13 protein-coding genes and 1 tRNA gene are annotated in these 18607 nt (G+C 53.0%); 7 read left to right on the forward strand and 7 right to left on the reverse strand.

Features of this window, described 5'->3' with window-relative positions:
• Positions 1–26: 26 nt before the first annotated feature.
• Positions 27–701, reverse strand: coding sequence for a ClpP family protease (locus OQ371_RS02520; RefSeq protein ID WP_265992178.1), 675 nt, complete (start codon positions 699–701; stop codon positions 27–29).
• Between the two features lie 223 nt (positions 702–924).
• Between OQ371_RS02520 and OQ371_RS02525 the strand changes: the two genes are divergently transcribed.
• Entirely contained in the window at positions 925–1323 is a 399-nt protein-coding gene (locus OQ371_RS02525; RefSeq protein ID WP_265992179.1) for a helix-turn-helix domain-containing protein, read from the forward strand.
• A 60-nt stretch (positions 1324–1383) separates the two neighbouring features.
• Here OQ371_RS02525 and tig read toward each other — a convergent pair whose 3' ends face one another.
• Positions 1384–2745: a trigger factor gene (tig, locus tag OQ371_RS02530; protein ID WP_265992181.1), complete on the reverse strand. Its 1362-nt coding sequence runs from the start codon at positions 2743–2745 to the stop codon at positions 1384–1386.
• 101 nt (positions 2746–2846) lie between these two features.
• A tRNA-Leu gene (locus tag OQ371_RS02535) sits at positions 2847–2928 on the reverse strand.
• Between the two features lie 255 nt (positions 2929–3183).
• On the opposite strand from OQ371_RS02535, the gene OQ371_RS02540 reads away from it, so the two are divergent.
• The 4 genes from OQ371_RS02540 (at position 3184) to OQ371_RS02555 (ending at position 8799) form a co-directional block, all read left to right on the forward strand.
• Complete coding sequence (locus OQ371_RS02540) at positions 3184–5430, forward strand: RelA/SpoT family protein (RefSeq protein ID WP_265994257.1); 2247 nt, start codon at positions 3184–3186, stop codon at positions 5428–5430.
• A gap of 120 nt (positions 5431–5550) precedes the next feature.
• On the forward strand, positions 5551–6069 hold the full coding sequence (locus tag OQ371_RS02545; RefSeq protein ID WP_265992182.1) for a Fur family transcriptional regulator: 519 nt from the start codon (positions 5551–5553) through the stop codon (positions 6067–6069).
• A 98-nt stretch (positions 6070–6167) separates the two neighbouring features.
• Positions 6168–7451 carry an adenylosuccinate synthase gene (locus OQ371_RS02550; RefSeq protein ID WP_265992183.1) on the forward strand — a complete coding sequence of 428 codons (1284 nt, stop codon included), beginning with the start codon at positions 6168–6170 and terminating at the stop codon, positions 7449–7451.
• Between the two features lie 106 nt (positions 7452–7557).
• On the forward strand, positions 7558–8799 hold the full coding sequence (locus OQ371_RS02555; protein ID WP_265992184.1) for a sulfite oxidase: 1242 nt from the start codon (positions 7558–7560) through the stop codon (positions 8797–8799).
• A gap of 3 nt (positions 8800–8802) precedes the next feature.
• Here the strand turns inward: OQ371_RS02555 and rodA are convergent, their stop codons facing one another.
• The 4 genes from rodA to OQ371_RS02575 form a co-directional block, all read right to left on the reverse strand.
• Positions 8803–10083 (reverse strand): rod shape-determining protein RodA, encoded by a 1281-nt coding sequence (rodA, locus tag OQ371_RS02560; protein ID WP_265992185.1) that lies wholly within the window; start codon positions 10081–10083, stop codon positions 8803–8805.
• A 31-nt stretch (positions 10084–10114) separates the two neighbouring features.
• The gene (gene mrdA, locus OQ371_RS02565; protein ID WP_265992186.1) at positions 10115–12094 is read right to left on the reverse strand and encodes a penicillin-binding protein 2; all 1980 of its coding nucleotides are present in this window, start codon (positions 12092–12094) and stop codon (positions 10115–10117) included.
• Between the two features lie 197 nt (positions 12095–12291).
• Positions 12292–13329: an SMP-30/gluconolactonase/LRE family protein gene (locus OQ371_RS02570; RefSeq protein ID WP_265992188.1), complete on the reverse strand. Its 1038-nt coding sequence runs from the start codon at positions 13327–13329 to the stop codon at positions 12292–12294.
• A gap of 129 nt (positions 13330–13458) precedes the next feature.
• Positions 13459–15927 carry a TonB-dependent receptor plug domain-containing protein gene (locus tag OQ371_RS02575; protein WP_265992190.1) on the reverse strand — a complete coding sequence of 823 codons (2469 nt, stop codon included), beginning with the start codon at positions 15925–15927 and terminating at the stop codon, positions 13459–13461.
• 79 nt (positions 15928–16006) lie between these two features.
• Here OQ371_RS02575 and OQ371_RS02580 point away from each other — a divergent pair, with 79 nt between their 5' ends.
• Both OQ371_RS02580 and OQ371_RS02585 read left to right on the forward strand, forming a co-directional pair.
• Positions 16007–16657 carry an oxidoreductase gene (locus OQ371_RS02580; RefSeq protein ID WP_265992191.1) on the forward strand — a complete coding sequence of 217 codons (651 nt, stop codon included), beginning with the start codon at positions 16007–16009 and terminating at the stop codon, positions 16655–16657.
• A gap of 6 nt (positions 16658–16663) precedes the next feature.
• Positions 16664–18592, forward strand: a complete 1929-nt coding sequence (locus tag OQ371_RS02585; protein WP_265992192.1) for a D-apionate lactonase family protein — start codon at positions 16664–16666, stop codon at positions 18590–18592.
• Positions 18593–18607: the final 15 nt, after the last annotated feature.

Genomic DNA, 18607 nt, shown 5'->3' on the forward strand with positions numbered 1-18607 from the left:
TTTTTATAGCTCAGCGAAACGGCTTATTATTTTTCCCGACGCAGTACTTCGTCGATCAGACCGTATTCTTTTGCTTCATCCGCCCGGAACCATTTGTCACGGTCGGAGTCTTTCTCAACCTGCTCTTTGGTTTTGCCGGTGTGCGAAGCAATGATTTCGTACAGTTCATCGCGGAGTTTAACGATCTCGCGGGCCGTGATCTCAATATCAACCGACTGGCCTTGCGCGCCCCCCGACGGCTGGTGAATCATAACCCGGGCGTGTGGCAGGGCCGAGCGTTTACCGGCGGCTCCTCCGCACAACAGGACCGCTCCCATCGACGCGGCCAGGCTCGTACAAACCGTAGCAACGTCGGGCCGGACGTACTGCATGGTGTCGTAAATTCCCAGACCGGCGTAAACCGAACCACCCGGGCTGTTGATGTACATCAGGATGTCTTTCTTCGGATCAGCCGATTCCAAGAAAAGCAACTGAGCGACAATAATATTGGCGATATTGTCATCAACGCCCATCCCCATGAAAATGATCCGGTCGGCCATCAGGCGGGAAAACACGTCCACTTCACGGAAGTTCATCGGACGCTCTTCAATGACAGAACGGGTCATGTTTTCAACGGTGTGGTTCATGTAGCCGTCGACCGTCAGTCCGTTCAGCCCCATGTGGTGAACGGCAAATTTGCGGAATTCATTTCCTTGATTCATACTGGTTAATCTTTCTGTTTAGCGCAACGAAAATACAAACTTAACGGACTCGCCAAAACCGTTGTCAGGCTTTCCTCTTTTTTTACCGACGAGCCCTCTTCTGCGGCAATCCGTTTTGGAAACCAACTTCCCTATTGCCGTTGTTGTGTTACAAAAATGAGTAATCGAACCCGTTTTGATAGTCGGTTTGACTTATTATCTTATCAGAATTACTTGAGATCTTATGACTGTAAGCGCCCAAATCCGTTTATTACGCCAACAAAAAGGCTATTCGCAGGAAAATATGGCCGATATGCTGGGCCTCTCCACTACGGCTTACGGGGATATTGAGCGGGGAAAAACCGACCTGACCCTTTCGCGCCTGCAACAAATTGCGACGGCCCTGGGGACCACGGCCACCCAACTGCTGTCGGGCGAAATGGCTCCCGAACCGGAACTGTACCCGGCCGAAGTTGTCCATCAGGTTGAAACGCTGAAGGCGGAGCAGGAACGCAAAGACCGCGAAATTGAGAACCTGCGCCTGGAAGTGGCATTCTGGAAACGCAAGGCCGAAGAAATGGCGCTGGTCGAAGTGGTTCGTAACCTGACGACGCCAACCGAACGAAACCGAATCGGGTTTTAACGCCCCACCGCGAACCGCGGAGGGAATTAAAACCCGATGGTCAATCTGTATGCGATGGGATTAAGCCTGCGGCTGGCGAGCGCTGACCAGTTCCTTAAACTCATCAACTGAAATCGTTTTCGGTTCCAGCGTCAGCTTCTCTTTGATCAGTTCAATCACTTTATCATCGAACATGCGGTTATACATCTGCATGTAGTTGTTGCCTTTTTCGTCCATCAGGTACTGCCGGGCAATCTGGTCGATGCTTTGCTTCATCTGCTCATCGTCGCCGTAGAAACCGAACTGCTCCCGCACCATGGAACGGGTGGTTTCCATCACATCTTCGTAGGAAACGTTGATCTCGTTCTCGCTGGCAATCTTATTTTTGATCAACTGCAATTTGACCGACCGGGCAAATGTATCGTACTGCTCTTCCACGTCGGCTTCAGTAATGTTGCCTTCATTGTTGGTCAGCAGCCACTGTTTCAGAAACTCGGTCGGTAGCGAAATAGCGATGTTGTCGAGCAGCGCCTGTTCAATCTCAATCCGTTGCAGGGTTGTGGCTTCGCGGCCATAGTTGCTTTTGATGATTTCCAGCACTTTCTCGCGGAACTGTTCTTCGTTTTCAACGGCATCTTTGCCCAGTACCTTATCGAAAAACTCCTGACCGATTTCGGCCGGTTCGTTGCGGGTGACGTCATCCACCGTAAACGTAAACTCGCCCTCCAGGCTGGTAGCTTCCTCGGCCTTCAGCCCCGTCGCCAGCGCGCGGGCTTTCTCGTCGGGGAAAGCTTTCTGAATATCAAACGTAACGACATCGCCTTTTTTCAGACCGATGAATTTCGGCAGTTCGTTGGCGGCAATCTGCTTGGTGGGCAGGGCGGTTTTCGTCGAGAACGGTTCGCCCTCTTCTTTGGCATCCTGCTTCAGCTCGCCATAAATCATATCGCCTTCCGCCGACTCTTCGGCGTGCGTATGACCACTAAAACGGGTTTTCAGTTCCTCAATGGTGCTGTTTAATTCCGTTTCACCGGCTTCAATTTCGTACGCCGGAACGGGCGGCAGTGCGTTGAAATCAACCTCAAAATCGGAGGCCAGTCCCAGGTTATAGTTGAATTCAAATTCGCTTTGCGTATCCCAGTCGATGGCGTCGGCCTTCTCCCGGTCGGGCAGCGGGTCGCCCACTACCTGAAGTTTATTATCGCGGATGTAGTTATTGACCGTATTCTTCAACAATTCGTTGATTTCATCGACCAGGACACTCTTACCGTACATTTTCTGAATCAACGAGGTCGGTACTTTGCCCGGACGGAAGCCCTTAATGCTGGCCCGGCGGCCGTAATCTTTCAGTTTTTTATCTACTTCGCTCTGGTAATCGCTCTTCGTCAGCTTAATTCTCAGCGAAGCGTTGGTTTCCGTCGATTTCTCTAATGCAATTTCCACGATTTACTTATTTATAGGAGTGAAAGAGAGAAAGAGTGGAAGAATGAAGATCGCATCGAAACCGATTCGCTCTTTCACTCTCTCACTCTTTCGTCATTTAGTACGGGCGGAGGGACTCGAACCCCCATGCCTTGCGGCACCAGATCCTAAGTCTGGCACGTCTACCAATTTCGCCACGCCCGCAAATACACCTTGTTTACAGCGCTGACGGTACGGTTTTTGAGTTTCCTGGTTGAACACCGACTCATCAACCTCCCGGCGCTTAAACTATTTTGGCCTGCAAAAGTACAAATGATTTCTGTATTGCACAACCTCTAACTACGAGAGGATTATTTTTTATTAATATTCCTTTGATTTGCTGAGTCGGTTTTTCTAAATTTAATGTACATCCTTTACCTGAAAGTGATGCAGCGTATTAGAGAAGGAGAGCACACCCTTATGGACGTAACCGCGGAACCGGTCAATGAGCTTGACCTGGAACGTAAAGAAATTTTGAAGCGCTACCGCCGATTATTGCGGGAAGCCAAACCAATGTTGAAGGATAATGACGCCAAATTGATCAAGAAGGCGTTCAATACCTCCCTGGAAGCCCACCAGAGTATGCGTCGCCGGTCGGGCGAACCGTATATTTATCACCCACTGGCCGTGGCCCAGATTGCCGTTGAAGAAATCGGGCTGGGTACGACCTCGATTGTGGCCGCGCTGCTGCACGATGTTGTGGAAGACACCGACATGACCATTGCCGATATCGACCGGCTTTTTGGTCCGAAAGTGGCCCGCATCATTGACGGTCTGACGAAAATTTCGGGCAAATTTGAGTACGGCACCTCGCAACAGGCCGAGAATTTCCGCAAAATGCTGCTGACACTCTCGGATGACGTGCGGGTTATCCTGATCAAACTGGCCGACCGGCTGCACAACATGCGGACGCTCGATTCGATGCCCCGCGATAAGCAGCTTAAGATTGCCTCCGAAACGATTTATATCTACGCGCCCCTGGCCCACCGGCTCGGTTTGTACGCCATTAAATCGGAATTGGAGGACCTGTACCTGAAATACGCCGAACCGGAAGCCTACAAAGACATTGCCCGTAAACTGCGGGAAACCAAAACATCCCGGGATCGCTTCATTGCCCGGTTCATCGAACCGATTGAATCCGATCTGAAAGACATGGGCTACGAGTTTGTAGTCAAAGGCCGTCCGAAGTCCATCTATTCCATTTACAACAAATTAAGCAAGCAGAAAAAACCGTTCGAGGAAATCTTCGACCTGTTTGCCATCCGGATTATTGTAAATGTGCCGCACGACAGTGAAAAATCGGCTTGCTGGCAGGCTTACTCCATTGTAACGGATCATTACAAACCCAATCCGGATCGGCTGAAAGACTGGATCAGTACGCCCCGCGCCAACGGGTACGAATCACTGCACACCACGGTCATGAGTAAAGCCGGGCAGTGGGTCGAGGTGCAGATCCGGACGTCCCGCATGGACGACATTGCCGAAAAAGGGTACGCGGCCCACTGGAAATACAAAGGCAACGAAACCCAGACCGGGCGCGGCATCGAAACCTGGATCAGCCAGGTCCGCGAAATGCTCGAATCGGCTAGTAACGAAAAAACGGCCGCTATCGAGTTCCTTGATGATTTTCGGAGCAACCTCTACAGCGAGGAAGTTTTTGTGTTTACGCCCAAAGGTGATCTGAAAGTCCTTCAGCGGGGCGCTACCGCCCTGGATTTCGCGTTCGACATTCACACTCAGATTGGGGCACGGTGTATGGCGGCCAAGGTAAACAGCACGCTGGTGCCGCTCAGCCACGTCCTGAACAACGGCGATCAGGTTGAGATCATTACCTCAAACAAACAGAAACCCAATGAGGACTGGTTGCGGTTTGTGGTGACGTCGAAAGCCAAGACCAAGATTAAGGACCTCATTAAAGAGGAAAACAAGCAACACATTACGGACGGGCGCGAAGCCGTTGCCAAAAAGCTCAAAACGCTCCGGGTGGAAATGACGAACGAAGTGGTCAACCAGCTTCGGGCGTATTTCGGGTCCAAAACCACCAACGATTTCTTTTACCGGGTTGGCAAAGGCCACATTGACGTTCAGGAGCTTAAGCGATTTAAAGCGGACAAGGACGCCAAGGAAAACCGGCAGAACAAGCTCAACACGGACACGCTCCAGGACGGCAAGCAGTTTGAAAAAGAACTGAAAAAAATCCACGGTGAACGCGCCGATGCCGATATGTTGTTGATTGGGGAAGACATGGACCGGATCGACTACACGCTGGCCAAGTGCTGCAACCCAATTTCGGGCGACGACGTATTCGGCTTTGTAACCGTGAATGAAGGCATCAAGATTCACCGGACCACCTGCCCCAACGCCGTAGAACTGATGTCGAACCACGGCAACCGGATCATCAAAGCCAAGTGGACCTCGCAGCGGGATCTGGCCTTCCTGGCGGGGCTACGGATCACGGGAACCGACCGCGTCGGGCTGGTCAATGATGTCACGAAGATTATCAGTAACGAACTGCATATCAATATCCGTTCCATTACTATTGACTCCAAGGATGGGATTTTTGAAGGGAGTTTGAAGTTATATGTTCATAATACCGGGCACCTGGATGAGTTGATGAAAAAGCTCGAAAAAGTAATCGGAGTCGTGAAAGTAGCCCGGTTTGATTAATTTTGTATTTCTTTAGCGGGTTTAAAACTTGGGATGCCAACAAAGACAGCAACCCGGTGATTAACAAATTACTGACTGCCAGCATATTGCTCCAAGATTTAAGCTCATACCTGTGAAGTTATGCCAGTAGCGAAACAAGCCAACCTCGAAGCCGCAAGAAAAATTTTTACGGCTTATTTAGAAAGCAAAGCCCTCCGGAAAACACCGGAACGCTTCGCGATTCTGGAAGAGATTTATAACCGTGAGGATCATTTCGATGTGGATGAACTCTACATTTCGATGAAAAATAAAAAATACCAAGTCAGTCGGGCAACGGTTTATAACACGCTCGACGTGCTGGTAGACTGTGATTTGGTAACAAAGCACCAGTTTGGCAAAAATCTGGCGCAGTACGAAAAATCATACGGCTACAAGCAGCACGACCACATTATCTGCACGGATTGCCACCACGTGATGGAGTTCTGCGACCCCCGCGTGCAGAACATTCAGTCGCTGGTGGGCGAGATGCTGAAGTTCAACGTAATGCACCACTCGCTCATTTTCTACGGAAGCTGCCAGCGTGACAACTGCGAAAACCGTACGAAAAGCGAAGAGGAAAAAGACCTTCAGGAGCACGGCGGACGGCCGCTGGTTTCTTAAACCAATGAACAGCAAGCGGCTGAGTAACCGCTTAAACACTTCGCTTCAACGACAAAGACCGACTAAAACAAAGTAGTCTTTATCTTTTATTTATTATCATGGTAGATGTATTACTCGGCCTTCAATGGGGCGACGAGGGCAAGGGGAAAATTGTGGATGTACTGGCCCCGCAGTACGAAGTAGTCGCCCGGTTTCAGGGTGGACCAAACGCCGGTCACACGCTTGAGTTCGACGGTTTCAAACACGTGTTGCACCAGATACCGTCGGGTATTTTCCGGACTGATATCAAGAACATCATCGGCAATGGCGTTGTGCTCGACCCGATTGTGTTCCGGAAAGAAATTGAAGGTTTAGCCAAATACAATCTCGATCTGACCCGTAACCTCTTCATTTCCAAGAAAGCGTCGATTATTCTGCCGACTCACCGCTTGCTGGATGCCGCCTATGAGCAGGCCAAAGGTGATTCTAAAATTGGCTCAACCCTACGCGGAATTGGACCGACCTACCAGGATAAGGTAGCCCGCCAGGGTCTGCGCGTCGGCGATGTGCTGTCGCCCAATTTCCGTGCGAAATACAACAAACTGGTTGATATCCATAAGCTCACGCTGGACCATCATCAGTATGATTACCAGTCGGTATTGCCCCAGGCCGAAACGGACTTTTTTGAAGCCGTGGAATTCATCAAGCAATTCCAACTGGTGGAAAGCGAATACGAAGTAAACCAGGCGCTGAAAAACGGTCAGAAAGTACTGGCTGAAGGTGCTCAGGGTTCCCTGCTTGACATTGACTTTGGCTCCTACCCGTTCGTGACGAGTTCGAACACCATGACGGCGGGTGCCTGTACGGGCCTGGGGATCGCTCCCCGGCAGATTGGCGAAGTCTACGGTATTTTCAAAGCTTACTGCACGCGGGTGGGCAGTGGCCCCTTCCCCACCGAATTGCTGGACGAAACCGGCGAACGGATGCGGGCAGAAGGCCGGGAATTTGGCGCAACCACGGGCCGGCCGCGCCGGTGTGGCTGGCTGGATTTGCCGTCTCTGAAATACGCCATCATGATCAACGGCGTTTCGCAATTGATTATGATGAAAGTGGATGTGCTGAACATCTTCGACACCATCAACGTCTGCACGCATTACCAGCTTCCCGATGGCACAACGACCGAGCAACTGCCTTACGATCTGTGTGACACGACCGTTACGCCGATCTACAAAGAGTTCAAAGGCTGGCAAACTTCACTGACGGATTTCCATACGTATGAGGAAGTTCCGGCTGAACTGGCCGCTTACATCGACTTTCTGGAAGCTGAATTGGGCCTCCCCATCAGCTTCATTTCGACCGGACCAGACCGCGAAGCGATCATTCACCGCGAAGCCGTTGTCTGACGGCTTTCTTCCGGGACATATAATTTGCCCGACCTGCCCGGATTTAACCCCGCGGCAGGTCTTTTTTTGTTATTTTTGATTGATTAAACCCGCTTTTTATACCTGAATGAACCAATCACCGCTCTTTAACCGCCGGGGTTTTCTGAAAAAAAGTGCGCTGGCGACGATGACCAGTGCGCTGGGCACCCAAATTGTTTTTGCCAAAAGTCTGCCCGCCGGATACCTTCCGCTTGCTTTTGAGCCGCTGGCCGACCCGAATCCGATGGTAAGCAAGCACAAAGACATGTCGGTATTGAATGATAAACCGTGGAATGTTGAAGCACCCGCTCACCTGCTGGACGACGCCGTTACGCCCGCCGATAAAATGTTTATCCGCAACAACGGGCTGATTCCGGAGAAAATCGACGTTACCAACTGGAAGCTGACGATCAACGGTGAGTCGGTGAAAGCCCCAAAGACCTACTCCCTGAGCGATCTGAAAAAACGGTTCAAAACCTATACCTATCAACTCGTGCTTGAATGCGCCGGAAATGGCCGCGCAGGCTACGTTCCCCAAACGGCCGGAAACCAGTGGACCGATGGTGCCGTCAGTTGTGCCGAATGGACGGGGGTCCGGCTGAAAGACATTCTGGCGGATGTGGGCCTGAAAGATGATGCGGTTTACATTGGCTATTACGGCCAGGATCTGCACGTCAGCAAAGACCCCACCAAGCCGGTAATTTCCCGGGGGGTTCCCATCAAAAAGGCGCAGGAAGACGAAACGCTGGTGGCCTGGGCCATGAACGGGCAGGACATTCCGCTGACGCACGGCCATCCGTTGCGGCTGGTGGTAGGCGGCTGGCCCGCGTCCACGTCGGGTAAATGGCTGCATACCATTGCCGTGCGGAACAAGGTGCACGACGGTGCAAAGATGACCGGCAAAAGCTACCGGGTACCCATCAACCCCGTTCAACCGGGGGTCGATCCGCCGGAAGACCAGTTCAGAATCATTGAAGCCATGCCCGTGAAATCGCTCATTACCTTTCCCAGAACCGGCGCAACGGTGGAACTGGGCCAGTCGGTTCCCGTACGGGGTCATGCCTGGGTGGGCGACCGGGCTGTCAAAACCATGTACGTTTCAACCGACTTTGGCGCCACGTGGCAGGAATGCAAGCTGAAAGCGCCCAAAAACCGGCTAGCCTGGCAGCAGTGGAACATCGACTTGAAGCTCCCGCAAAAAGGCTATTACGAAATCTGGGCGCGGGCCGTCGATGATGCGGGAGTATCGCAACCCATGGTGATGCCGCAATGGAACCCGGAAGGCTACTGCAACAACGCCTGCCACCGGATTGCACTGAAGGTGGTTTAACCGTTAACGGGCAAACAATCCAACCCGGCGAGAATCCAGTTTCAGAAAAACAAACAACAGAATTGAAAACGACCAGAGTGACGACCCACCGTAGCTGAAAAACGGCAGGGGAATCCCGATGACGGGCATCAAACCGATCGTCATGCCGATGTTGATCATGATGTGAAAGAAAATGATGCCCGCCAGTGAATAACCGTATACCCGGGCAAAGCGCGTTCGCTGTTTTTCGGCCAGCAACACAATCCGGCACAGCAGAAAGACAAACAGCGTCACGACGATCAGACTGCCGATAAAGCCGTGTTCTTCGCCGATCGTGCAGAAAATAAAGTCGGTGCTTTGTTCGGGCACGAAGTCAAACTTGGTTTGGGTCCCTTCCAGAAATCCCTTGCCCTGCAAGCGCCCCGACCCAATGGCGATCTTGGCCTGCGTTACGTTCCAACCCGCCCCCAGCGGATCGGCTGCCGGGTTGATCAGCACCTTTATCCGGTTTTGCTGGTGCGGTTGCAGAACATCATTCACAAAGAAATCGACGCCCGCGACAATTAAAATCATGGACAAAGCCGCAACACCGATCACGATCACGTTCTGAACCGAACGCTGGTAACGGGGTGTCATGAAGAAGATCAGCAGTCCCAGAGCCAGAATGGCGATAAACAGATAAAGTTTCGGAACGATCAGCGTCAGGATAAACAGCGTCACCACCACAATGGCGATCAGCGGATAAATGCCCGGCAACCCTTCCCGGTACAGCATGATGATGAACGACGCAAACACCAGCATCGAGCCGGTTTCGTTCGACGCGATGATCAGTACGGCCGGCAGCGCGATAATTCCGGCGCACCAAAGCTGGTCTTTCAGCTTGGTCAGGTTAACGTTGGGGTAATCGATGTAGCGGGCCAGCGCCAGCGCCGTTCCTAGCTTGGCAAATTCGGCGGGCTGAATGGAAAACGCCCCGAATTTAAACCACGATCGCGATCCATTAATGTTTGATCCTGCTACCAGAACCAGCAGCAGCGACAGAATGGTAATGCCGTAAATGACAAACGCGAACGTATCCCAGAAACGGTAATTAATCACCAGGATGGCAATGATCAGCAGGACCGTTGTGCCAATCCACATCAGCTGCTTGCCGGCGTTGGTCGACAAATCGAATAGGCTCGTCTGGGTTTCCGGGCTGTATACGGCTGCGTATACATTCAGCCAGCCCATGAACACGCAGGCAATATAGAGCAGGAGTGTTACCCAGTCGATGTTTTGCGTAATTTGTGGTTCTCTGGAAACCAAAGGAGTACTAATTAGAAACAGTGAGTAATGATTAATTTTCGCTGGTTGGCGCGGGTCGGGAAGCAATTGATGACTTTGCTTCGGCCGTTGCGGGAGCGGTCGGCTGGGGTGGTGTGGCTTTCACCATCAACGGTTTGGCAACACTGTCTTTCCGGGGTGGCTCAATCTTTTTAGGCGCAGGTTTCTGGGGCGGAGTAATGGCCGGCAGGTAATTGGCCTCTTTCACTTTCTTGTCCAGTGCGTGGTCAAACACCTGGCGTTTGATGTATTTTTCAATCACCAGCGAAGCTACCGAAGCCGCAGCGATACCGCCCCAACCGGCATTCTCAACAAAAACGGCAATGGCGATTTTGGGATTTTCACGCGGAGCAAACGCAACAAAAATCGAGTGATCCTTGCCCTTTTTGTTTTGTGAGGTTCCGGTTTTGCCACAAATTACAATGTCCGGTATGGTGGCGGCTGCCGTAACCGTCCCGTGCTCAACGGCCCCTTGCATTCCTTCAATCACGTGCTCAAAATATTGGGGATTGATGCCCACCTCGTGTTTTTCCACGTATTTCGGATCGATTCCTTCTCCCGCTTTACCAATACCGCTGACGATGTGCGGAGTGTAATACCACCCCCGGTTGGCAATAATAGCCGCCACGTTGGCCATCTTCAACGGGTTGATCAGCAACTCCCCTTCGCCAATGCTGAGCGAATAGACCGTAGAGAACTTCCAGTGATTTTCGCCGTACATCCGATTGTAATAATCTGCGTCGGGCAAACTTCCTTTCAGCTCGCCGGGCAGGTCGATGCCCAGCTTCTGCCCGATTCCAAACTTCGACACCATATCGTGCCAGTGCTGAAGCCCCGTTGCCGATGCTTTGAACGTGTTTCGCTCCGCGTTGTTGTAGAGTAAACGTCGGAAAACGTGGTAAAAGTACGGATTACAGGAATATTGAACAGCTCCGGAGATATTCAACCGGCCGGAACGGTAACAGTGGCATTTCATGGGTACGCCCGCGTGGCTGAAAATTGAACTCGGCATCACGGCTCCGTCCTGCATCGCCACCAGTGCCTGAATCAGCTTGAAGGTAGAACCCGGCCGGTAACTCGCCATGATTGGGCGGTTAATCAGCGGTTTGTACGGATTCTTGGCCAGTTGAGCGTAACTTTTTGAAAAGTGCCGGCTTGAAAGGATATTGGGGTCATAGGTCGGTGCCGAAACCATGCACAAAATCTGGCCGGTTGACGGCTCGATGGCCACAACACTGCCAACTTTATTTTGCATCAACGTATCGGCATACTGCTGAATTTCAACGTCGATGCCCGTGTGCAGGTTCTTGCCAGCAACCGCCAGCGAATCAAAGGCACCGTTTTTCCAGGAGCCCTTCACCACCCCGCGCACATTCTGCATAACAAACTTGATGCCCCGCTGCCCCCGCAACACCGACTCGTACTGCTTCTCCAGGCCGCTGCGGCCGATGTAATCGCCCTGCCGGTAATACGGTGTTTCCTGCGCTTCAAGCTGTTCTTTGCTTACTTCGGCCACGTACCCCAACGTGTTGGCCATCGTATGAGCCGGATAGGTGCGCATGGAGCTGGTCACGTGCTCGAAACCTTGGTAGTCGACCAGGGCATCCTGAATCCGGGCAAAATCCTCCTTGGATAACTGCCGCAGAAACAAAGACGGCTTGACGTATGAATACGCCTTGGCGTGATTCATAATGCTGTCAAATTCCGTTTGTTCCAGCCCGACCAGACGGCAGAAGGCCAACGTGTCGGGAATCGAAACTTTTTTGGGTGTAACGTAGAGATCGTAGACGGGGCTGTTGTAAACAATAAGTTTTCCGTTGCGATCGTAAATCTGACCACGGTACGGAATTTCAATCACCCGTTTGATGGAGTTACTCGAAGATTCCAGCGAATAACTGTCATCCAGGATCTGCAGATAAAACAAGCGCGACAGATAGACCAGTCCAATCAGACAGAAAACGCCGATGATGATATATTTTCTGTTCTCAATCATAAAACTCCAAGAATCCTTGCTGCCCGTTTCGTACTAATTTAAATACAAATATAACGAGAGAAGACTTAGGAGTGATGAGTGATGCGACAAGATTTAAGCGTTCATGAGCGAAGAAATCCATTGCGACGCACTTTGGCGGTCGTTGCGGGTCAACTTTAACGAATCAGTCGGGCACTATGAGCTGGTTACTGCCCCAGCTAAAAACCTTTAGCAAGCGTTTTTAACCGGATGAGGTACATGTCGGCAGTGATGTAAAGCGTCGAACCGTCGTTGCCAAAGGCGCAGTTGGCGGTTGCAACGCCCGTTTTGAGCGTTCCCAGCAATTTGCCGGTTCCGTCGGCCTGGCCCGGAGCGATGACCAGTATACCGCCCGGCCCGCTTGACCATACGTTCCCGTTTTTATCCACTTTCAGACCGTCGGGCAGACCCGGTAAATTCTGCTTGACTCCGTTGCTGGCATCATAAAAAATGCGCCCCTTCCCTACGGTCCCGTCGGTCTGCACGGGATAAGCCATGATGTACGGTTTTTCGGGGTCCGACTGGGCGATGTACAACGTTTTTTCGTCGGGCGAAAATGCAATACCGTTCGGACGGGTCAGGTTGTCGATCAGCAGCGTAACTTTGCCATCGGGGCTAACCCGGTAAACGCCGTGGATCGCTAGTTCACGCGTTTTGGTGTCTTTCTCGCGCTCCGGTAGTCCGTACGGCGGATCCGTAAAATAAACACTGCCGTTTGAGTGGGGAGCCACATCGTTCGGGCTGTTGAACCGTTTTCCGTCGTACCGATCGGCCAGCGTCATTTTGCCCCCGGCCCGCTCCGCCAGCGACAGGGCCGAAATGCGCCGGTCACCGTGCTCGGCCGAAATCAGCCGCCCCTTTCCGTCGACGGCCAACCCGTTGCTGCCGGGTTCCCCGCTGTAGGGAGCCACGCCCGTGTAGCCCGACGGTTTCATAAACGCCTGGCTTCCCTCTTTCTCCGACCATTTGTATACCGTATTCTGAGGAACGTCCGAAAACAGCAGGTAGCCGTTGCCCCCGCCGGAGCCTTTGATCCAGACCGGCCCTTCGGACCAGTCGAAACCACTGGCGAGTACTTCCAGTTTGGCATCTTTAGGAATCAGGGCATCCAGTTTCGCATCAAGACGTTCGATGGAACCGATGGTTGGATACGGCATTTGCGCGAGCGCGCAGTAGTGGATCGACATCAACAGCAGCAACAAAGCACTTTTTTTCATGAGATTCCGTCAGGGTTTGCGGGCAAATTACAAAAATAGTAAACGGGATAAGAGACGGTAGACAAAAGACAAGAGAGGGCCCAAGCTTTTGTCTCTTCTCTTTTCTCTAATGGTCACCTTCCACGGTCTTTACTTAACATCAAAAACCGCTCTGCCGACACCCGGCTGGCCGGCGGTTGTGGCACCTTCGGCCATAACCCGGACGGAAGAGCGGGCGTCGGAAGCGAAGAAGCTAACCTGCGCTTTCCCATCGTCGTCGGTCTGAATCATGGGTGCCCAATGCAACGTGGGCCGGTAGTCGGGGCGTACCTGTTCGGGTTTGTTCTCGTCGTAACGCGGGGCATAAAACTCCCGGGCCGCCCGAAAACCCGGCAGCGTGACAACCAGCGTGCCGGGCGATTTTTCATTACTGAAATCATAATTCGGTGAACCGCGCTTGGTGTAAATGGCAATGACGCCCCCACCGGCCCGACTTCCAAAAATGGCCGCGTTAGCGCCCTTCAGCACATCAATGTAATCGACATCGAAAATAGGAATTGAAACAATGCTTTGTTTATCAACCGGGGTGCCGTCCAGCGTAAACAGCGGTTCGACCACGCCCGAAAAATTGGCCGACCCGCGAATCTGCACCGTTGGGTTCATGGCGCTTCCCGTCACGCTGACGCCTGGAATTCGTCCCCGCAGCAGATCCAGCACGTTCATTCCCCCCGCAACCATCGTCTGATCAACCTTCAGGGTGTTGCTGGCCTGGCCGTAAATCTTTCGCGAATCCGACGGGGCCTCCCGTTTCTTCCGGACCGTTACTTCCTTCAGCATAATCTCCCGGTTTTTACGGATTTGCTGTTCAATTTCCAGGTACTCCTTCGTCCGCTTGAGGTAGTCGGCCAGTTCGTCGCGCTGGAAAACAAGCGGATTGTACGGAATCTGCGTCAGTTGCAGCGTCGGACTGAACCAGTCGTCAAGTTTAATTTCCAGGTTGCGGTTGTTTTTCCCAATCACTCCCTGAATCATCACCTTCGTCGAGTCGCCAAATTGCAGACCAAGCGCGCTGAACCGACCGTTTTCGTCGGACTCGCCCATGAACACATCGCGGGTGCTATCCGGCTGCGCCACAAAGAAGGTTAAATTCACCACGCCGGGTGCTTTCTGGTTGGGCCGGATCACCCGCCCCGTTATCGACAGTCCCTCTTCAATCGGATACTTTGGCGCCGGATGGGTATCCTGCAGGACATCTTTCCAGACAAACCGACGCCAGCCCTGCGTCATCATCAGCACATCCAGATCCGTCGTCCGCTCCTTGTTGTTAGCGTCGAAATAATAGCCGGGTTGCTCAATGGTGCCTTTCAAGTCGGAATCAAGGAGCAGGTACGACACCAGATCGGCCTTATACGGTTCTTTTTCCAGCACCTGACCCGCATCGGTAGCCGCCAGCGAGAGATTCGCCTTTACAGGCTTCCCGGCCGCATCGGTTACCGAGATGTCCACCTGAATTTTTTCGCGCGGCCGGAAAGCGGGCTTGGACGGTTTTAACTGCACCGTCAACCGTTCCTTTTTCTCCGCAAAAAAGAGCCGCTCACAAACCGGCTGATTCGTTTCGTCAAACAACGTAATCTGCGAAATTCCCTCCGGAAGCAGCTGCCGGGGAATCTGCATGACAATAGCCTTCTTGCCGACCTCTCCCTGCACCACCTGCACCACCCGGCCCCGCGATTGCACCATCATCGTAAAACGCCCCTGCACACTTGCAGGCTTGTTATTTTTAACGTACGCCCGTACATTATCGCGGTTGGTGATGTTGTCAACCAGCAGCGTGTATCCTTCCGGGCGGGCTTCAGGCAGTGGGTATTTGTGCGTGGTTTCGTCCGCGAGTTTAAGAAAGGCCGTATACGTATAGCCAGCTACCGGCTGGAACGAAAAGTACCCCATGCCCAGGTGCTTGGTGGAAAAACCGGTTACGGTATCCCCCGCCGAGCTTAACACAAAGCCGCTGGCATCCAGGCCCTTCCCCGCCGGACTGACGACTTTAAACGCGACCCGGCCTTCCAGCCCGTTGACCAGCTGGCCTCCTTCCGGAAAAAACTGCACATCGGGTTGCGGCCCCGACGGCCGGTTCGTTGTAACCTGAGCCGGCTCTGCGTCGGTCCGCAACAGGGTCAGCGGCTTGGTAAAATAATAGTCTTCCGAAAAATTGCGCATCCAGCCCGTATATGCCCGCAGCATGTAATTCCCGGCGGCCAGCGAATCACCCAGAGCGATATCACCAACGGCATACCCATTTGCTGCCTGAAGAATCCGGTGCACAACCACGTTACGGCTTTCAAGCTGCACCAGATCCACGTACAGAACCTTGCTGACGGAATCGGCGAGGTGCTCGGGGCCATCAAACAAATAACCCTTCAGCCAGATGGTTTCCCCAACGGTGTAATAAGGCCGGTCGGTCTGGAGGTAAACTTTTTCTTTGGGATAAGCGACATTAAAGGCGCGTAACCGCTCAACCAGGCGGTCCGGAAAATCGGGTTCGGTAAAGCCCAGGACCAGCGCCAGTGGGACAAGCATCACCACAGCAACACGTCCAAACGAAGTGTATAGTCGCTTCATTGAGTAGTTTTTCGAAGAAAAATGGTAAAAAACAAATACTCGCCCATAAATTAGCAAACTTATCGGTAACAACCCTAAAATGCCCAGACTCACTTCGAAAACTGCGCTTGTTGTTGGTGCGACCGGCCTCGTCGGCAACGCGCTGACCCACCGCCTGATAGATTCATCCGCCTACGAAAAAATAAAGGTGCTGGTCCGTCACTCACTGGGTTGGCAGCACCCTCGCGTTCAGGAGATTCAATACGATTTTGATCATCCAAACGGGTTACTGGTTCAGGCCGATGATATTTTTTGCTGCCTCGGTACAACCATGAAAAAGGCGGGTTCACGCGAAGCTTTCAAGAAAGTCGATTACCACTATCCTTTAGCTATCGCAAAACGGGCGCTGGCCAACCAGGCGCAGCAATTTTTACTGGTTTCATCGCTGGGTGCCGATTCTAATTCATCGTTCTTCTACAGCCGCGTAAAAGGCGACCTCGAGCGCGACCTGCGGGCGTTGAATTATCCGAGCCTTCTGATTTTCCGGCCTTCGCTTCTTGTGGGTGAGCGGAAGGAATTTCGGCTCGGTGAGCGCATCGGAGAAGGCTTGATGAAGGTACTAAACCCGCTCATTCCGTCGAAATACAAAGCCGTGCGGGCCGAAAGTGTAGCCAATGCGATGTACCAGAAAGCCCAGGACGAGTTGAGCGGAACGCATGTTTTTGAATCCGATCAGTTGCTGAATTACTAATTTCTTATGTACGCCCCTTCCCTGATGCGTTACGGCCAGACCGAGCCGTTGCCCGAACCCCGTATCCTCCGCGCCGGACCGCTGACGATGCTTTATGAACGCGGTTTTCTGCGGTATATCCGGCTCGGCGACCACGAAGTGCTCCGGTTGCTGTACCACGCCGTCCGCGATCACAACTGGGCCACGGCCAGTCACGTGATCGAGGATGAGGTTGTTGAACAGCGGGACGATTCCTTCCACATCCGGTATGCCTGCGTGTGCCGGAACGAAACCATACACCTGCGCTGGCAGTGCGAAATTACCGGCGACCCGGACGGTACGATTCAGTTCAACATCGACGGTGAAGCACTGACCACTTTTCAGCGCAACCGGGCGGGGTTCTGCATTCTGCACCCCATTCCGGAATGCGCCGGGCAGCCCTGCACGCTCACCCATCCCGACGGCAGTCAATCGGTGGCCCCGTTTCCGGAAACCATCAGCCCGCATCAGCCGTTTTTCAACATCCGCGAGATGCAATGGCCCACGGTTAACGGCGGGGCCGCGGTGTTGTGGTTTGTTGGTGATGTGTTTGAAACCGAAGACCAGCGCAACTGGACCGATGCCTCCTACAAAACGTACTGCACGCCGTTGGCCAAACCGTTTCCGGTAACGCTCAAACCCGGCGACAAAATCCAGCAATCGGTTGAATTACGTCTGGTCAATCCGGATTCGACACCAGGCATCAGCGATTCTAAACCGTCCGAAACCATTGTTTCGCTCGGTTCGTCCACATTGCCTTTGCCCGTGATTGGCGTCGGGGCCAACCACGAGACGCTCACCGGTTCGGCGGTGCAGTGGCTCCAAGAAGCGAATTTTCACCACCTGCGCGTCGACGTTAATTTTCAGCAACTGGACTGGGCCGACACGTTCCGCAAAGCCGTCGACGACGCGGTTCTCCTGAACGCAAAGCTCGAACTGGTTTTGATTTTTAATCAGCTCGCCAACTATGAGTTGTACACGTTTCTGAAGCAACCCGTTGACCCGGCGCTGATCGACTCCGTGCTGATCGTTAGCAACTTTGCCAAAAGTACCCCGGCTACGCTCATCAACGAGGTGGTCCCGCCCCTCCGTCAGGCTTTTCCCAACGCCCGAATCGGGGCCGGAACCAACGTCTTTTTCGTGGCCGTTAACCGTGAAACGCCCCCGCTCGATGCCGTCGATTTTGTTGCGTATGCCATCAGCCCGCAGGCCCATGCCGTGGATAATCTGACCCTGACCGAAAACACGACCGCCCAGGCCGACACCGTCCGCGACGCCCGCCGGTGGATTCCGGATGTACATGTGTCGCCCGTTACGTTGCGCCCGCGTTTCAACCCCGACGCTACCGGCAACGATGCTGAATCGGCAACTAACCAGATGCCTTTTTCGACGGACCCCCGGCAGATGTCGCTTTTCGGAGCCGCGTGGACGCTGGCCAGCCTGAAAAATCTGATTCAGGCTGGCGCCCGTTCGCTGACGTACTACGAAACGCTGGGCGAACAGGGAATGCTACAGGGTGATTTTCCAACGGCTTACCCGGATCAGTTTTTCACCGAAGCCAATACGGTCTTCCCGCTGTACTGGGTGTTCCGGACGGTAAATCGTTTTCATGGCGGACGGGTCATTCCCACCACCAGCAGCCATCCCCTTCAAACCGAATGCCTGTGTCTGCAAAATGAATCACACACGGTATTCATCCTGGCGAACCTGACCGACAAACCACAAACCGTCCGGGTTCCGCTCAGTCACCCAGTCATTGTGCGCGTTCTGAATGAAGCCTCTTTCCACCACGCCGGTCTTTCACCCGATGCCTTCTGGGCGGAATCGGCGCAGGAAATGACACCCGCTGACGACGCATTCGTGCGGCTCGAATTAGCACCTTACGAGACGGTTTTTGTGGAGTGTAAACGAAATTGACTCCGGAGTTCCAAT

Origin of the sequence: Larkinella insperata (assembly GCF_026248825.1) — a bacterium.
GTDB classification, from domain to species: Bacteria; Bacteroidota; Bacteroidia; order Cytophagales; family Spirosomataceae; genus Larkinella; species Larkinella insperata.

Excerpts from the sequence above, each read along its gene's own strand:
- OQ371_RS02520 (WP_265992178.1), bottom strand. The coding sequence starts at position 701 with ATGAATCAAGGAAATGAATTCCGCAAATTTGCCGTTCACCACATGGGG.
- OQ371_RS02525 (WP_265992179.1), top strand. The coding sequence starts at position 925 with ATGACTGTAAGCGCCCAAATCCGTTTATTACGCCAACAAAAAGGCTAT.
- OQ371_RS02540 (WP_265994257.1), top strand. The coding sequence starts at position 3,184 with ATGGACGTAACCGCGGAACCGGTCAATGAGCTTGACCTGGAACGTAAA.
- OQ371_RS02545 (WP_265992182.1), top strand. The coding sequence starts at position 5,551 with ATGCCAGTAGCGAAACAAGCCAACCTCGAAGCCGCAAGAAAAATTTTT.
- OQ371_RS02550 (WP_265992183.1), top strand. The coding sequence starts at position 6,168 with ATGGTAGATGTATTACTCGGCCTTCAATGGGGCGACGAGGGCAAGGGG.
- OQ371_RS02555 (WP_265992184.1), top strand. The coding sequence starts at position 7,558 with ATGAACCAATCACCGCTCTTTAACCGCCGGGGTTTTCTGAAAAAAAGT.
- mrdA (WP_265992186.1), bottom strand. The coding sequence starts at position 12,094 with ATGATTGAGAACAGAAAATATATCATCATCGGCGTTTTCTGTCTGATT.
- OQ371_RS02570 (WP_265992188.1), bottom strand. The coding sequence starts at position 13,329 with ATGAAAAAAAGTGCTTTGTTGCTGCTGTTGATGTCGATCCACTACTGC.
- OQ371_RS02575 (WP_265992190.1), bottom strand. The coding sequence starts at position 15,927 with ATGAAGCGACTATACACTTCGTTTGGACGTGTTGCTGTGGTGATGCTT.
- OQ371_RS02580 (WP_265992191.1), top strand. The coding sequence starts at position 16,007 with ATGCCCAGACTCACTTCGAAAACTGCGCTTGTTGTTGGTGCGACCGGC.
- OQ371_RS02585 (WP_265992192.1), top strand. The coding sequence starts at position 16,664 with ATGTACGCCCCTTCCCTGATGCGTTACGGCCAGACCGAGCCGTTGCCC.